The 14,862-nt window shown below is 65.7% G+C and carries 13 protein-coding genes; 6 read left to right on the top strand and 7 right to left on the bottom strand.

What is annotated here, in order from left to right:
• Positions 1-253: 253 nt before the first annotated feature.
• Positions 254-2,815, top strand: a complete 2,562-nt coding sequence (locus ACZ5TO_RS02515; RefSeq protein ID WP_464799424.1) for a GcvT family protein — start codon at positions 254-256, stop codon at positions 2,813-2,815.
• Positions 2,816-3,091: 276 nt separating this feature from the next.
• Here ACZ5TO_RS02515 and ACZ5TO_RS02510 read toward each other — a convergent pair whose 3' ends face one another.
• The 3 genes from ACZ5TO_RS02510 to ACZ5TO_RS02500 are packed head-to-tail and all read right to left on the bottom strand — an operon-like array spanning position 3,092 to position 6,089.
• Entirely contained in the window at positions 3,092-4,291 is a 1,200-nt protein-coding gene (locus tag ACZ5TO_RS02510) for an amidohydrolase family protein (RefSeq protein ID WP_464799423.1), read from the bottom strand.
• A 30-nt stretch (positions 4,292-4,321) separates the two neighbouring features.
• Positions 4,322-5,029, bottom strand: a complete 708-nt coding sequence (locus tag ACZ5TO_RS02505) for a L,D-transpeptidase (protein ID WP_464799422.1) — start codon at positions 5,027-5,029, stop codon at positions 4,322-4,324.
• Positions 5,030-5,045: 16 nt separating this feature from the next.
• Positions 5,046-6,089 carry a L,D-transpeptidase family protein gene (locus ACZ5TO_RS02500; protein ID WP_184145084.1) on the bottom strand — a complete coding sequence of 348 codons (1,044 nt, stop codon included), beginning with the start codon at positions 6,087-6,089 and terminating at the stop codon, positions 5,046-5,048.
• Between the two features lie 548 nt (positions 6,090-6,637).
• Here ACZ5TO_RS02500 and ACZ5TO_RS02495 point away from each other — a divergent pair.
• Complete coding sequence (locus ACZ5TO_RS02495) at positions 6,638-7,054, top strand: MerR family transcriptional regulator (protein WP_184145083.1); 417 nt, start codon at positions 6,638-6,640, stop codon at positions 7,052-7,054.
• Positions 7,055-7,056: 2 nt separating this feature from the next.
• On the opposite strand, the gene ACZ5TO_RS02490 is transcribed toward ACZ5TO_RS02495, so the two are convergent.
• A complete protein-coding gene (locus ACZ5TO_RS02490) occupies positions 7,057-9,270 on the bottom strand; it encodes a heavy metal translocating P-type ATPase (RefSeq protein WP_464799421.1) in 2,214 nt (737 codons plus the stop codon).
• Between the two features lie 171 nt (positions 9,271-9,441).
• Between ACZ5TO_RS02490 and ACZ5TO_RS02485 the strand changes: the two genes are divergently transcribed.
• From ACZ5TO_RS02485 to ACZ5TO_RS02475, 3 genes are all read left to right on the top strand, one after another.
• Positions 9,442-9,666 carry a hypothetical protein gene (locus ACZ5TO_RS02485; protein WP_464799420.1) on the top strand — a complete coding sequence of 75 codons (225 nt, stop codon included), beginning with the start codon at positions 9,442-9,444 and terminating at the stop codon, positions 9,664-9,666.
• A gap of 98 nt (positions 9,667-9,764) precedes the next feature.
• A complete protein-coding gene (locus ACZ5TO_RS02480; protein WP_464799419.1) occupies positions 9,765-10,865 on the top strand; it encodes a carboxynorspermidine decarboxylase in 1,101 nt (366 codons plus the stop codon).
• Positions 10,866-10,901: 36 nt separating this feature from the next.
• On the top strand, positions 10,902-12,140 hold the full coding sequence (locus ACZ5TO_RS02475) for a saccharopine dehydrogenase family protein (RefSeq protein WP_464799418.1): 1,239 nt from the start codon (positions 10,902-10,904) through the stop codon (positions 12,138-12,140).
• Between the two features lie 421 nt (positions 12,141-12,561).
• Here ACZ5TO_RS02475 and greA read toward each other — a convergent pair whose 3' ends face one another.
• Both greA and ACZ5TO_RS02465 read right to left on the bottom strand, forming a co-directional pair.
• Positions 12,562-13,044 (bottom strand): transcription elongation factor GreA, encoded by a 483-nt coding sequence (gene greA, locus ACZ5TO_RS02470; RefSeq protein ID WP_464799417.1) that lies wholly within the window; start codon positions 13,042-13,044, stop codon positions 12,562-12,564.
• Positions 13,045-13,108: 64 nt separating this feature from the next.
• On the bottom strand, positions 13,109-13,318 hold the full coding sequence (locus ACZ5TO_RS02465) for a hypothetical protein (protein WP_184145078.1): 210 nt from the start codon (positions 13,316-13,318) through the stop codon (positions 13,109-13,111).
• A gap of 110 nt (positions 13,319-13,428) precedes the next feature.
• Between ACZ5TO_RS02465 and ACZ5TO_RS02460 the strand changes: the two genes are divergently transcribed.
• On the top strand, positions 13,429-13,968 hold the full coding sequence (locus tag ACZ5TO_RS02460; protein ID WP_464799416.1) for a cupin: 540 nt from the start codon (positions 13,429-13,431) through the stop codon (positions 13,966-13,968).
• Here the strand turns inward: ACZ5TO_RS02460 and otsB are convergent.
• Positions 13,965-14,786, bottom strand: coding sequence for a trehalose-phosphatase (otsB, locus tag ACZ5TO_RS02455; protein ID WP_464799415.1), 822 nt, complete (start codon positions 14,784-14,786; stop codon positions 13,965-13,967). The two genes, ACZ5TO_RS02460 and otsB, sit on opposite strands and share 4 nt — an antisense overlap.
• Between the last annotated feature and the right edge of the window lie 76 nt (positions 14,787-14,862).

The following is a 14,862-nucleotide window of genomic DNA, read 5'->3' as shown; positions in this document are numbered from 1 at the left end:
TGCGATGCGAAACAGCGCCAAGTCGGCACGCCACCCATGCAACTGACGCATGGGTAAAAGGCCCGTTCCTTCGGCCTGCCGAGATCCGGTCGAAAAGCGTTGCGCCGCCCCGGCGATCCGCTAGGGTCGTGCCGCCGGTCCGGGACTTGCTCGGGAGACTGTCGGAACTGGTCGCGGACGAGTCGCAGACAGGCTGCACAGGCGCCGGGCGAGGCCCTAAAATCGGCCGCAAATTCTCATTGGGGTCTCAAGAATGGCAGAGTTTCCGCAAAAGGCGAAGGTCGTCATCATCGGTCTGGGCGGCATCGTGGGCGCATCCATCGCCCATCATCTCATCGAGCGCGGATGGGACGATATCGTGGGCATCGACAAGTCGGGCATCCCGACCGACATCGGTTCGACGGCGCATGCCTCGGACTTCTGCTACACGACGAGCCACGACTACCTTTCGGTCTGGACGACCCAGTATTCCATCGATTTCTACGAGAAGATGGGCCACTACGCCCGCATCGGCGGCCTCGAAGTCGCCCGCACGGGCGACGATACATGGATGGAAGAGATCAAGCGCAAGCTCTCCTCCGCCAAGGCCTTCGGCACGCGCGCGCACTATGTCTCGCCGTCCGAGATCAAGGACATGTTCCCGCTGATCGAGGAAGACCAGGTGCAGGGCGGCCTCTTCGACCCCGACGCCGGCCTCGTTATTCCCCGCTCGCAGACCGTCGCCGGCAAGCTGGTCGACGCTGCCGAGAAATCCGGCAAGCTGCAGGTCTTCGGCAACACGCCCGCAACCTCGCTCCTCGTCGAGAACGGCCATATCAAGGGCGTCGTCACCCATCGCGGCACGATCATGGCGGACCACGTCATCGTCTGCGCCGGCATCTGGGGCCGCCTCATCGCCGAAATGGTCGGCGAGGACCTGCCGGTCATGCCGGTCGACCATCCGCTCACCTTCTTCGGCCCGTACAACGAGTTCGAGGGCACCGGCAAGGAAATCGGCTTCCCGCTGCTCCGCGACCAGGGCAACTCCGCCTATATGCGCGATACGGGCGACCCGAAGACCACCGAGGGCGGCCAGATCGAGTGGGGCTACTACGAGACCACCAATCCGCGTCTCTGCCACCCGCGCGACATTCTCGAAAAGCACGAGGCGCGCCTTTCGCCCTCGCAGCGCGACCTCGACATGGAGCAGATCATCGAGCCGCTCGAAAAGGCGATGGAGCTGACACCGATCCTCGGCGAGCTCGGCTATAACGAGGGCCATTCGTTCAACGGCCTGCTGCAGGTCTCCGCCGCCGGCGGGCCCTCCTGCGGCGAGAGCCAGAAGGTGCGCGGGCTCTGGTACTGCGTCGCCATCTGGGTCAAGGACGGCCCCGGCTACGGCAAGCTCATCGCCGACTGGATGACGGACGGCCGCACGGAGATCGACCACAACTCGATCGACTATGCCCGCTTCTACCCGCACCAGCTCGAAGAGAAGTTCATCGAGGGCCGCACCTTCGAGGCTGCGCAGAAGATCTACTTCCCGGCCGTCCACACGCGCGAGCCCTATGCCAGCGGCCGGGGCGTCAAGCGCTCGCCCTTCTACGAGCGCGAAGTGGAACTCGGCGGCTACTTCATGGAGCTCGGCGGCTGGGAGCGCGCCCACGGCTACAAGACCAACGAACATCTTCTGGAAAAATACGGCGACCGCGTGCCGGTGCGCGAGAACGAGTGGGACAGCCGCCACTTCTGGCGCGTCTCCAATGCCGAGCACCTGGCGATGAGCGAGGATTGCGGCATCGTCAACCTCTCGCATTTCCACATGGTCGATATCGAAGGCCCCGACCACGTCGAGCTTCTGGAATGGCTCTGCGCGGCGAAGATCGGCGGCGACGGCAATATCGGCAAGGGCATCTACACCCACTTCCTCGACGACGAGGGCATGGTGCGCGCCGACTTCACCGTCTTCCGCATGGCGGACCGCTGCCGCCTCGTCAACGGCGCCGATGCCGGCCCGCGCGACTTCCACTACATGAAGCGCGTTGCCGAGGACCGCGGCCTCGACGTCACCATCACCGACGTCTCGGAGAAGTTCATCACCATCGGCATCTGGGGCCCGAACGCCCGCGAGACGCTCAAGAAGGTGGTGGCGGACCCGGCAGGACTCGACCAGGAGAACTTCGCCTTCGCCGCGATCAGGCAGATCGAGATCGCCGGCAAGCCCGTCACCGCCTTCCGCATCTCCTATGTCGGCGAGCAGGGCTGGGAGCTGCACATGAAGTACGAGGACGGCCTTGCCGTCTGGGATGCGCTGCGCGCCACCGGCGTCATGGCCTTCGGCGTCGAGACCTATGCCAACTCGCGCCGCATGGAAAAGAGCCTGCGCCTCCAGAACGCCGACCTTCTCACCCAGTACAACCTCATCGAGGCCGACCTTGCCCGCCCGAAGGTCAAGGAAGCCGATTTCCGCGGCAAGGCCAAGCACCTCGAATACAAGGCGCGCGACCACCAGCCCGCCATGCTCTGCACGCTCGTCATGACGGAGAACACCGACAGGAACGGCGTGAAGCGCTACCCGCTCGGCAACCTGCCGGTCATGGACCCGGAGACGGGCGAGGTGCTGGTCGACGAACTCGGCCGCCGCTCCTACACGACCTCCATTGCCTTCGGCCCGACCATCGGCAAGAACATCGCTCTTGCCTACCTGCCGTGGGCCTATTGCCAGGAAGGCCGCAAGCTCAACATCTCGTACTTCGACGAGACCTATCCGGTCGAGGTGGCCGGCATCGGCTACAAGCCGCTCTACGACCCGGAGAACCTGAAGCCGCGGACGTAAGCGGCAAGGCGATCAAAAAAGGGCGTGCCGGCGGAAGCGGGCACGCCTTTTTCATTTTGGGGAATGCCTATGGGGTCGTCCCACTCCCCTACTCTCTCCCTCTCTCTCTCTCACCCTCTCTCTCACCTCTCCTCCGTCATCCTCGGGCTTGACCCGAGGATCCATCCATTCGGCACGCCCTGAGTTTGAGAGGTGGATCCTCGGGTCAAGCCCGAGGATGACGACCGAGAGGGAGAAGAGGAAGGATGACCGAGAGGGAGGAGAAAGGAGGCGCCCTCAGCGCACCACGGCCCCGTTCTCCGCGACAAGCCGACCGGCCTTGAACACGCGGCGGCCCTTCGGCACGGCCACGACGGCCTCCGGCACATGCTCGGCGTCGAGCGTCACGAAATCCGCCTTCGCGCCGACGGCGATGCCGTAGCCTTCGAGGCCGAGGGCTTTTGCGCCGGCGGCGGTCACCACGTCGAAGGCGGCGGAAAGCTCTTCGTCGGTGTAGAAGCCGGAGCGGTAGCCGATCATCATCGCCCGGCCCAGCATGTCGCCGTCGCCGTAGGGCCACCAGGAATCGCGGATATTGTCGTTGCCGGAAAAGACGTTGACGCCCTCGGCGCGCAGCAGCGCGACGGGCGGGAAGACGTGGTCGCCGGGGGCGTTGGTCATGATCGAGATGCCGGCGGCAGCGATCTTCGCGCCGATACGGCGGGCAGCGTCCGCATCGAGGTCGCCGAGCCCGTAGGCATGGCTGATCACCACCCTGCCCTGCATGCCGAGCGCCACCGTGCGCGCGCAGATCTCCTCCACCGTGAAGGCGCCGAGCGTGCCGAAATCATGGAGGTGGATATCGACGCCGACGCCGCGCCTTTCCGCCACGCCGAAGACGACGTCGAGGTGGCCGTCGAGGTCGCGGTCGAAGCTCGCCGGATCGAGACCGCCGACGAGATCGGCGCCGAGGCCGATCGCCGCATCCAGAAGCTCCGGCGTGCCGGGGCTCGAAAGGATGCCGCTCTGCGGGAAGGCGACGAGCTGGATGTCGATGATGTCGCGATAGTCCTCGCGCACCTTCAGGATCGTCTCCAGCGACTTCAGCCCGACCGAGCCGTCCACCATGACGTGGCTGCGCATCTGGAGCGAGCCGTTGGAGACGCACAGCTCGAGCTGCTTGCGGGCGCGCTCGTCCATCGGCGCAGCCATCGCCATGTTCTCGGCCTGGAAGGCGACGCGCTCATGCACGTCGAAGCCGTCGGTGCAGGGTTTGTGGGGGATCCACCTGTCGCCGTAGAAGCTGGTGTCGAGGTGGATATGCCCCTCCACGAAGCCCGGCACGAGCAGCGCGCCGGCGATGTCGACGCGGCGGCCCGCCTCGCCCCCCGCCCCGGCCGGCGCGATGGAGACGATGCGGCCGCCGGCAACGCCGATGTCCTTCACGGAGCCGTCCGCGAGCTTCGCATTGGTGAAAAGCGTTTCGATAACGGTCATGTCCTTACGAGCTCGTTCCAGGCGGTGCGATCAATAGATGCCGGCGGTTTCGACGGCGGAGCCGAGCACCAGGATGGGCGTGCCGGGCTGGACGCGGTTGTAGAGGTCGACCACGTCCTGATTCATCATGCGCACGCAGCCGGAGGAGACGGACTTGCCGATGGTCCACCATTCCGGCGAGCCGTGGATGCGGTAGAGCGTATCCTGACCGTCGCGGAAGATATAGAGCGCGCGGGCGCCGAGCGGGTTCTTCAGGCCCGGCTCCATGCCGCCGTTGCGCCAGCTATAGGGCTCCAGCTCGGGCTGGCGGGCGATCATCTCGTCCGGCGGCGTCCAGCGCGGCCATTCGCGCTTGTACTGGATGACGCCGCGGCCGGCCCATTCGAAGCCCGCCCGGCCGAGGCCGACGCCGTAGCGCATGGCCTGCCCGCCCTCATAGGTGAGGTAGAGGAAGTGCGTGGCCGTATCGACGACGATCACGCCGGGCCGCTCGCCCGTCGGGTTCGGCACCATCTGGCGGTAGAAGCGCGGATCGATCTTCTGATAGGGAATGGCCGGCAGCGGATACGCCTCGTCCGGCTTCGGCCCGTACATCTCGGCGTAGATGCTGGTATCGACCGGCTCGGGCTCGACGGCGACCCTCTGGCGGACCGGCGTGACGCAGCCGGAGAGGATCGTGGTTGCCAGTCCCGCGCTGCCAAGCAGGAAGGACCGGCGGGTTACGCTTTCACCAGTCAATACAGTTCCTCACACATCAATCGTCATAGGGATCGGCCAGCGCGGCCTCGGGCCGGCTGACGGGATATTTGGTGCGCGAAATGCGCGCGGCCATGCCTTTCGCGCCTTCGTGCTTGAGCAGCGAGCGGAAGCTCGGATGCATGCCGCCGTCCACATAGGCGAAGCTCGAAACCGGCGTGGCGTTCGCGAAAGCCGCATCCAGCTTCCTTTGTTCCGCGCCGATCTTCGCCATCAGCTCGGGCTGGACGCCTTCGACCGTCGCCGGGCAGGCCGCGAGCGGATCGTCCGGCTCGCCGCCGACGAAGTCCTTGTCGAAGACATAGCGGCCGCTGCACAGCGAGACCTTCGGCTGGCTCCGCGTGAATTCGAAGGCGTCGTAGCCCTCCTTCAGCGTGCGCCAGAAGGGCATGTTCGGATCGCCGCGGTGGGCGACCATGTTCTGCGTCGTCATGCGGAAGGGGTAGGCCTGCACCTGGAAACGCTGCTGCCCGCCTTCAAGCGCCTTCTGCACGATGGCGAAGATCTCGCCGACGCCCTGGTCGGTCATGGCGTAGCAGCCGGAGGACGAGCAGGCGCCGTGCACCATCAGCGCCTCGCCCGTATAGCCGAGCGCCGATTCCAGCCTGTTCGGATAGCCGAGGTTGAAGGAGACGTAATATTGCGAGTTCGGGTTCAGCATGCCGGCGGAGACATGGTAGAAGCCTTCCGGCGCCTGACGGTCGCCGATCTTCGTCTTCGGCCCGAGCTTTCCGGACCAGCGGCACATCGGATAGGTCTTGAAGAGCGCGTATTTGCCGCTCGCATCGACCTTCCAGACTTCCAGCTCGCTTTCCTGCTTGAAGATGCGCACCAGAACCGGGCTTTCCGGCCGCATCTTCTTCTTCGCCATCTCGGCCTTCACCTTGCTGGAAAGCTGCGGAGCCTCGGCAAGCGAGGCGACATCCATCGCCATGCAGCCGGCAAGCAGGCCGCCGGCGACCGTCGCCGCGGCAAGGCGCGCGAGGAGGCGAAGGCGTGGACGGGCGTTTTCACGGGAAAGGCGATGGCGAAGCGCAAACATGGGTCGTTTTCGGTTGTTCGGGATCGGGGCGCGCCGCTTTCCGCGCGACGCATCATCCTGTCAGAGTCCAAGCGATTGCTTAGAACTTCGTTAATCTTGTGGCTCTCATCGGTCTTTGTGCGTATCCGGCCATAAACCTCAGACCCCTCGGCCTTCAAGGCCTGGCGCCACGGTTTATGCCATCCGGCGATCACGCAGCGAACACAAAAGCGTCAGAACCTTGCGCTGGCCCTGCGAAGACCCTCTCTGATGGAGTTCGATGGGTGCCACTTGGCCCTTCTCCCCGTCGGGGAGAAGGTCGCGGCAGCGGGATGAGGGGGAGCCGCAGGCGCAATGCAGCACGCTTGCCCCCTCATCCGACCCTTCGGGCCACCTTCTCCCCGGCGGGGAGAAGGGGAAAAGGCGACCGTCTGCCATATGCAATTGCCCCCCTTGTGGGGAGGGATTTAGGGAGGGGTCTTTCGCCGCGAGCCGCCCGCTAAACCAATCCTTGATTTGCCGGCCGTCTCCCCACATGTCTTGGCGAAGACAACACGAAGAGGCATGACATGCTGACCATCGGCGATCTTTCGAAGGCGACGGGCGTCAAGGTCCCGACCATCCGCTACTACGAGCAGATGGGCCTCCTTTCGCCCGCCGAGCGCTCGGAGGGCAACCAGCGGCGCTATTCGGCCGGGGAGCGCGACCGGCTCGCCTTCATCCGCCATGCCCGCGACCTCGGCCTGACGCTCGACGCCATCCGCGAGCTGATCGAGCTCAGCCAGCACCCCGAGCACCCTTGCCGCGACGCCGACCGGATCGCCGCCGAGCAGCTTGCCGCCGTGCGCCGCAAGATCGCGCGGCTGCGCAAGCTGGAGGCCGAGCTGGAGCGCATCACCACCCATTGCCACTCCAACCAGATCAGCGATTGCTACGTCATCCGCGCGCTTGCCAACCACGACCTTTGCAGCGACGAGCACGACTGAACCTACCGGATCGGCCGCAGGAGGCGCAGCGCGTTGAGCGTGACGAGGACGGTCGCGCCCGTGTCGGCGAGGATCGCCGGCCAGAGGCCGGTGATGCCGGCGATGGTCGTCACCAGGAAGACGCCCTTGAGGCCGAGGGCGATGACGATGTTCTCGAAGATATTGCGCATGGTCCGCTTCGAAAGGTCCCGCATCAGCGCGACGTCGCCGACGCGGCCGTGCAGGATCGCCGCATCCGCCGTTTCCAGCGCGACGTCCGTGCCGCCGCCCATGGCGATGCCGACATTCGCGGCGGCGAGCGCCGGAGCGTCGTTGATGCCGTCGCCGATCTTGCCGACGACGAAGCCCTCGCGCTGCAATTCGCCGACGATGCGCTGCTTGTCCTCAGGCATCAGCTCGGCGCGCACCTCGATGCCGAGCAGGCTGCCGACGGCCTCCGCCGTGCGGGCGTTGTCGCCCGTCAGCATGACGGTGCGGATGCCCGCCTCCTTCAAAGCCGCAAGGCCGGCCGCGGCATCGGGGCGGGGTTCGTCGCGCATGGCGAGGGCGCCGGTGAGCGTGCCGTCCACCAGGAGCAGGGAGACCGTCTTGCCGTCGTCGTTGAGCGCCGTGACGGTGGCCTGGACCTCGGCTGAAAGCGTGACGGTCTCGGCGGCGGCCTTCGGCGAGCCGAGGAAGACCTCCCTGCCCTCGACCGTGGCGGCGACGCCCTTGCCGCCGAGCGCCCGCGCACCGGTCGCGGCGGGGGGAACAATGCCCTCTTCGGCGGCCCTTGCGAGGATGGCGAGCGCCAGGGGATGGCTGGAGCCGGCTTCCAGCGCGGCGGCAAGGCGCAGCACCTCGCCCTCCGTTCCGCCGAAGGCGAGGATATCGGTGACCTTCGGCTTGCCCTCGGTGAGCGTGCCGGTCTTGTCGAAGGCGATGGCGGTGAGCTTGCCGAGGCCTTCCAGTACCGCGCCGCCCTTCATGAGCAGGCCGCGGCGCGCACCGGCAGAGAGCGCGGCGGCGATGGCGGCGGGCGTCGAGATGACGAGCGCGCAGGGGCAGCCAATCAGGAGCACGGCGAGGCCCTTGTAGACCCATTCGCTCCAGACGCCGCCGAGGAGAAGCGGCGGGACGATGGCGACGAGCGCGGCGACGACGACCACCCCGGGCGTATAGTATTTCGAGAAGCGGTCGATGAAGCGCTCGGTCGGGGCCTTGGATTCCTGCGCCTCCTCGACCAGCTTGACGACACGGGCGATGGTGTTGTCGGCCGCAGCCGCCGTCACGCGGATGCGCAACGCCGCATCGCCGTTCACCGTGCCGGCGAAGACCGTGTCGCCGGCCTCCTTGCGCACCGGCGTGCTTTCGCCGGTGACGGGCGCCTCGTCGATGGCGCTCTCTCCCTCGACGATGGTGCCGTCGGCCGAGATGCGGTCGCCCGGGCGAACGAGGATGATCGCGCCCACGGCAAGCGATTCGGCCGGCACCTCCTTCGTGCGGCCGTCCTCTTCCAGCAGCGCCGTCTTCGGCACGAGGGCGGAGAGCGAGCGGATGCTATCGCGCGCCTTGCCGGCGGCAACGCCTTCCAGCAGCTCGCCGACGAGGAAGAGGAAGACGACGGCGGCCGCCTCCTCCGACGCGTCGATGACGACCGCGCCGACGGCGGCGATGGTCATCAGCATTTCGATGGAAAAGGGCGTGCCGGCGAGCGCGGCCATGATCGCGCGCCGGGCGATCGGCACGAGGCCCACGGCCATGGCAAGGATGAAGGCATAGGTCGCGACAGCTGGGACGAGATGGCCGATGCCGTAGGCGACGAGCAGCGCCGCCCCGGAAAGGATGGTGAGCCGTCCCTTCCTGCCCTTCCACCACGGGCCTTCGGACGGGCCGTGGTCATAGCCGTGCAGGCCTTCGACGGCGGCGGCCTTCACCGCAGGGCCGTGGTCGTGCTCATGGTCATGATCGCAGCCGGGACCGTGTTCGTGTTCCGCCGCCGGCTTTTGCGCGGCCCCATCGGCCGGCATCACGCCGTAGCCGAGGCCGGAGACCTTGCGGCGGATCGCGTCGAGGTCGCTCGTCGCATCGTGCCGCACCCGCATCGTGCCTGCCGTCACCGAAACCGAAACGTCGCTGACGCCCGGCATGCGGCGCACGGCGGTGTCGATCTTGCTGGCGCAGGAGGCGCAATCCATGCCTTCGACCCTGAAACGCGTCTCTTTCACATCGGACATCGGCAAATCCTCTTTTGTCTCGATAATGTTCTACGACCTCTAGCGACTAGAGGTGCAAGAGCCGAAATCGGAAAATTTCCGGCAAAAGAGGTGCATTGAAATCCGTTGCCGCCCTGTGCTAGAGAGCGCCCCACTTAGTGCAGGTTTCATCTGCTGGTTGGGGAGGACGCCATGTCTTGCGACGCCCTCTTCCAATCGGGGATGGGCTCGGTCGATGCCCCCCGAACGGAAGAACGCTTTTCGATGCGTGCCATCGCGGCACGCTCTGGCTTTTATGCCGTTGCGCCCACCGGCCCCATGCGGCCGGTGAAGACACCGCGCCTGCCCGCTCTCCTGCCGGCACGGCACCGCGCCAAGGCGCTGTCGCACCGCCGTGTCCGCACGACGATACCGTAACATCCGGTTTCCAGTCCGAGACCCCGCGTAGCGGAGGGCGATGCCTTCCGTGCGCGCGGCGTTTTCGCATTGCCACTCCCCACGGAAGACAGGTCCCCATGTCCCTGACGACGCCCTACTATCTGATCGACAAGTCGAAGCTCCTCATCAACATGGAGAAGGTCGCGCGCCTGCGCGAACTTTCCGGCGCCAGGGCGCTGCTGGCGCTGAAATGCTTCGCCACCTGGTCGGTCTTCGATTTCATGCGCGAGTACATGGACGGCACCACCTCCTCCTCGCTCAACGAGGTGCGCCTCGGCCACGAGCGCTTCGGCAAGGAGACGCACGCCTATTCCGTCGCCTATGCCGACTACGAGATCGACGAGGTCGTCAGCCACGCCGACAAGATCATCTTCAACTCCATCGGCCAGCTCGACCGTTTCGCCGACAGGGCGGCCGGCATCGTGCGCGGCCTTCGCCTCAATCCCGGCATCTCGTCCTCCAGCTTCGACCTTGCCGATCCCGCCCGCCCCTTCTCGCGGCTCGGCGAATGGGACGTGAAAAAGGTCGAGCCGGTGATGGACCGCATCTCCGGCTTCATGATCCACAACAATTGCGAGAACGGCGATTTCGATCTCTTCGACCGCATGCTCGGCACCATCGAGGAGAAATTCGCCCCCCTTCTGAAGAGGGCCGAATGGGTGAGCCTCGGCGGCGGCATCCATTTTACCGGCGAAAACTATCCGCTCGAAAAATTCGCCGAGCGGCTGAAGCGCTTTGCCGGTGAATACGGTGTGCAAGTCTACCTGGAGCCCGGCGAAGCCTCGATCACCAAATCGACGACGCTGGAGACGACGGTGCTCGACCTTCTCGACAACGGCAAGCACCTCGCCGTCGTCGACAGTTCCATCGAGGCGCACATGCTGGACCTCCTGATCTACCGGGAGAACGCCAAGCTCTCGCCCAATACAGGGCCGCACCGCTACATGGTCTGCGGCAAGTCGTGCCTTGCCGGCGATATCTTCGGCGAGTTCGATTTCGAGAAGGAGCTGAAGGTCGGCGACCGCATCTCCATCCAGGATGCGGCCGGCTACACGATGGTCAAGAAGAACTGGTTCAACGGCGTGAAGATGCCGGCCATCGCCATCCGCGAGCTCGACGGAAACATCCGCACCGTCCGCGAATTTTCCTATGCGGACTACGAGACAAGCCTTTCCTGAACCCCCTATCCAACCCAGAAGGAGCTATTCCGGGACATGAAGAAGAACGTGCTCATCATCGGCGCCGGCGGCGTTGCACAGGTCGTGGCGCACAAATGCGCCCAGAACAACGACGTGCTCGGCGACATCCATATCGCTTCGCGCACAAAAGCGAAGTGCGACAAGATCATCGCGTCGGTCCATGAGAAGAAGGCGATGAAACAGCCGGGCGTGCTGGAAGGCCATGCGCTCGACGCGCTCGACATCGAGGCCACCAAGGCGCTCATCGCGTCGACGAGGTCGCAGATCGTCATCAATGTCGGCACCGCCTTCCTCAACATGTCGGTGCTGCGCGCCTGCATGGACACGGGCGTCGCCTATATCGACACGGCGATCCACGAGGAGCCGGGCAAGATCTGCGAGACGCCGCCGTGGTACGGGAACTACGAGTGGAAGCGCGCCGCCGAATGCGCGGAGAAAGGCATCACCGCCATCCTCGGCGCCGGCTTCGACCCGGGCGTCGTCAACGCCTATGCTCGCCTCGCCAAGGACGAATATCTCGACACGGTCACCGACGTCGACATCGTCGACATCAATGCCGGCAGCCACGGCAAGTATTTCGCCACGAACTTCGATCCGGAAATCAACTTCCGTGAATTCACCGGCGTCGTCTATTCCTGGCAGAACGGCGGGTGGCAAACCAACAAGATGTTCGAGATCGGCAAGGACTACGACCTGCCGGTCGTCGGCACGCGGCGCGCTTATCTGTGCGGCCACGACGAGGTGCATTCGCTGGCGAAGAACATGGATGGCGCGAATGTCCGCTTCTGGATGGGCTTCGGCGATCACTACATCAACGTCTTCACCGTCCTGAAGAACCTCGGCCTTCTCTCCGAGCAACCGGTCAAGACGGCCGAGGGCCTCGAAGTCGTGCCGCTCAAGGTCGTCAAGGCCGTGCTGCCCGATCCGGCCTCGCTCGCCCCCGGCTACGAGGGCAAGACCTGCATCGGCGACTACGTGAAGGGCCTGAAGGATGGCAAGGAGAAGACCGTCTTCATCTACAACGTGGCCGACCACAAGGAAGCCTATGAGGAAGTGGGCAGCCAGGGCATCTCCTACACCGCCGGCGTCCCGCCGGTCGCCGCCGCGATGCTGGTCGCCACCGGCGAATGGGACGTGAAGACGATGGCGAACGTTGAGGAACTGCCGCCGAAGCCCTTCATCAACCTCCTGAACCGGATCGGCCTGCCGACCCGCATAAAGGACGAAGACGGCGACCGCGCCGTCAGCTTCTGAGCATAGGAAGGGCCGGCGAAAGCCGGCCCTTTTTCGCTCCCCGCCGGTCCGTTTCTTTCCGGTCCGTTTCCGTCCGTTTCGTCTCCGTCCGTTCCGTTATCTTCCCTCTCATTCCGCTACCCTCCCTTTCCTTTCCCCTCCCTTCTGTTCCGTTCCGTTCCGTTCCCTCGCCCTCTCCTATCGTCATGGTCGGGCTTGACCCAACCATCCACGCCACAGGGTGGGGATGGGTCAAGCCCGAGGATGACGCAGGTGGGGGGAGGATGGAGGTGGGGGAGGGGGGAGGATGGAGGCGGGAGAGGACGGGGGGGAGGATAGAAGAGGTGAGGCGATGGGGAATACTGAAAGGAGGAAGAGGGAGAGGAAAAGGCGTGGAAAATCTCCTGCCAAACGAAGGCCAGCTCTCGCCGGCCTCTTCGTTTCAGGCGATCGTCATCACCTCGAGCTCCTGCTCGCCGATGGTGACGACGTCGCCGACGGATTTGCCCAGCAGGAGCCTTGCGACGGGCGAAACGTAGGAGATCGTGCCCATCTTGGGATCGGCCTCGTCCTCGCCGACGATGCGGTAGGTCTGCACGCGCCCGTCGTCACGGCTGAAGGTGACGGTGCTGCCGAAGGCGACCGTCTCGTTGTCGGCCGGCGGCGGCATGGGCTGGGCGGTGCGCAGCCGCTCGGAGAAATAGCGAAGGTCGCGCGCCGGGCCGGCCGCCTGCCGGCGCCGCTCGTTGGCGTCCTCGACGGCGTTCGCCGCCTCGAAGGCTTCGCGCGCGGTCTGAAGCGCATGCTCCAGCGCCTTGGGGCCGGTTTCGGTGACGAGATTGGGATGCAGCGAGACGGGGCGGTCCGGCAGTTGGGTTTCCGCCGCCGTTTCGGCGCTCTCTTCCTTGACGAATGCGACGCTCACGCCAGACCTCCGTTTATCTGCCTTCGAGGTTTACGGAGTTTCGCATCCGTTGCAAGGCTCTATGCTAGCGCAGCCAGATCGCGATGTCCGACGGCCGCCCGGCGCGCCGGCTCTTCAGCCCCAGTCGTTCCCAGGCGAATTTCTGCGCGGCTGCCCGCGCGGCGTCGCGATTGGGATACGTATCCGGCAGGACATAATCCTTGCCCTCGCAGGACAGGAGCGCGCGGCAACTCAGAACGTCGAAATGCAACTGGATATTGGAAACCTCTTCCATTTCGTCCTCCCTTCAAGACAGGGGAGAAACCGCGATCCTGACGGAATGTTCCGCGGGAACAAACATGATCTTGCGGAATTTCCTTCCCAGCGAAATCCGGAAACAATCCCATGACCTCAGCAGGCGAAACAACGATGCGGCAGCCGGAAACGCTGTTCTTTTCCGCAAGCGAATGGGTGCCGAACCACCCTTTCCTTCCGGTGCTCGTCTATCGCGGGGTCCTCGGTCCCGAGGTCGACGACCGGGCGCACGCCTTCGAGGGCCTTTTCTACGATTCAGGCTGGGAAGGCGTGTGGCGCAACGGCGTCTTCTCCTACCAGCATTATCATGTCGGCGCGCACGAAGTGCTCGGCATCGCCGAGGGGAAGGCCGAGCTCCTCATCGGCGGGCCGGAGGGCGCAAGCCTCGATGTCGAGGCGGGCGATTGCCTCGTGCTTCCGGCCGGCACCGGCCACAGGCGCCTCTCGGCGAGCGACGACTTCCTCGTCGTCGGCGGCTATCCGCCGGGCCAGCATGCCGATATCGAGACGGCGGCGGCAACGCCCGGCGAATTGAAGATCATCGCCGCGCTGCCGGTGCCGGGCAGCGATCCGCTCTACGGCCGCGCCGGCCCGCTTCTCACCCTCTGGAACCGTTCCGCAAGAAGCTAGCGCGCGGCCGCGATGCCGGAGGCAGCCGGTTCCCCCGCCGCGACAGTGGCAAGCGCCGTGCGGATGGCCGAGGGCGAGGAGGCACGGGCGAGCGCGCAGGTGGCATGCGACAGCGAGCCGACGCGGATCGACTGGCCGCCGCGCGCATTGGCGAGCGCGAACATCGATTCGTCCGTCAGGTCGTCGCCGACGGCAATCGGCAGGCGGCCGGCAAACGGCGCCTGCTCCAGGAAGGAAGCGACCGCATCGCCCTTGCTGGCGCGCGAGGGGCGCACCTCGAAGACCATCTTGCCGGGCTGCAACATCCAGTCCGGCCCCGCCTTCTCGGCGAAATCCCGCATGATCTTCTCCAGCGCCGTGTCGAGCGCCGGGGCCAGCCGGTAGTGCGCGGCGATGGCCGCGCCCTTGTCCTCGATCAGCACGCCCTCCATCCAGGCGGTCTCCTCCACCAGCCGGCGCTTCAATTCCGTAAAGGCGGGGGTGGCGCGGGCGACGGTCGTTCCGCCGTCGACGGCCCGCAGCTCCGCGCCGTGCAGGCCGGCGATGGGAAAGCGGGCGGGGGAGAACAGCTCGTCCGCATAGGCAAGGCTCCGCCCCGTCACCAGCGCCAGCGCCCCGCCGAGGCGGGAGGAGACGGCGGAAAGGTTCGCCGTCAGCGACAGCGGCACCTGGATGGCGTCCGGCGTCACGGCAAGGTCGATCAGCGTGCCGTCGATATCGAGGAAGAGGGCCCAGCGGTCCGGCTCGGCGAGCAGGCGGCGGACCAGATGGCGGATCGCCGCATCGGACGGTTGCAATTGTTCGTCGTCGTCTAGCATGACACCTGCAATTAGGCCGCAATCGCCCGCCGGCAAGGGTTCTGCGAGGAACAACTTTCGCTTCGCCGCATTTCCA

The organism is Shinella sp. Sh6, from assembly GCF_055392685.1.
This window is presented reverse-complemented; position numbering and strand designations above follow the sequence as displayed.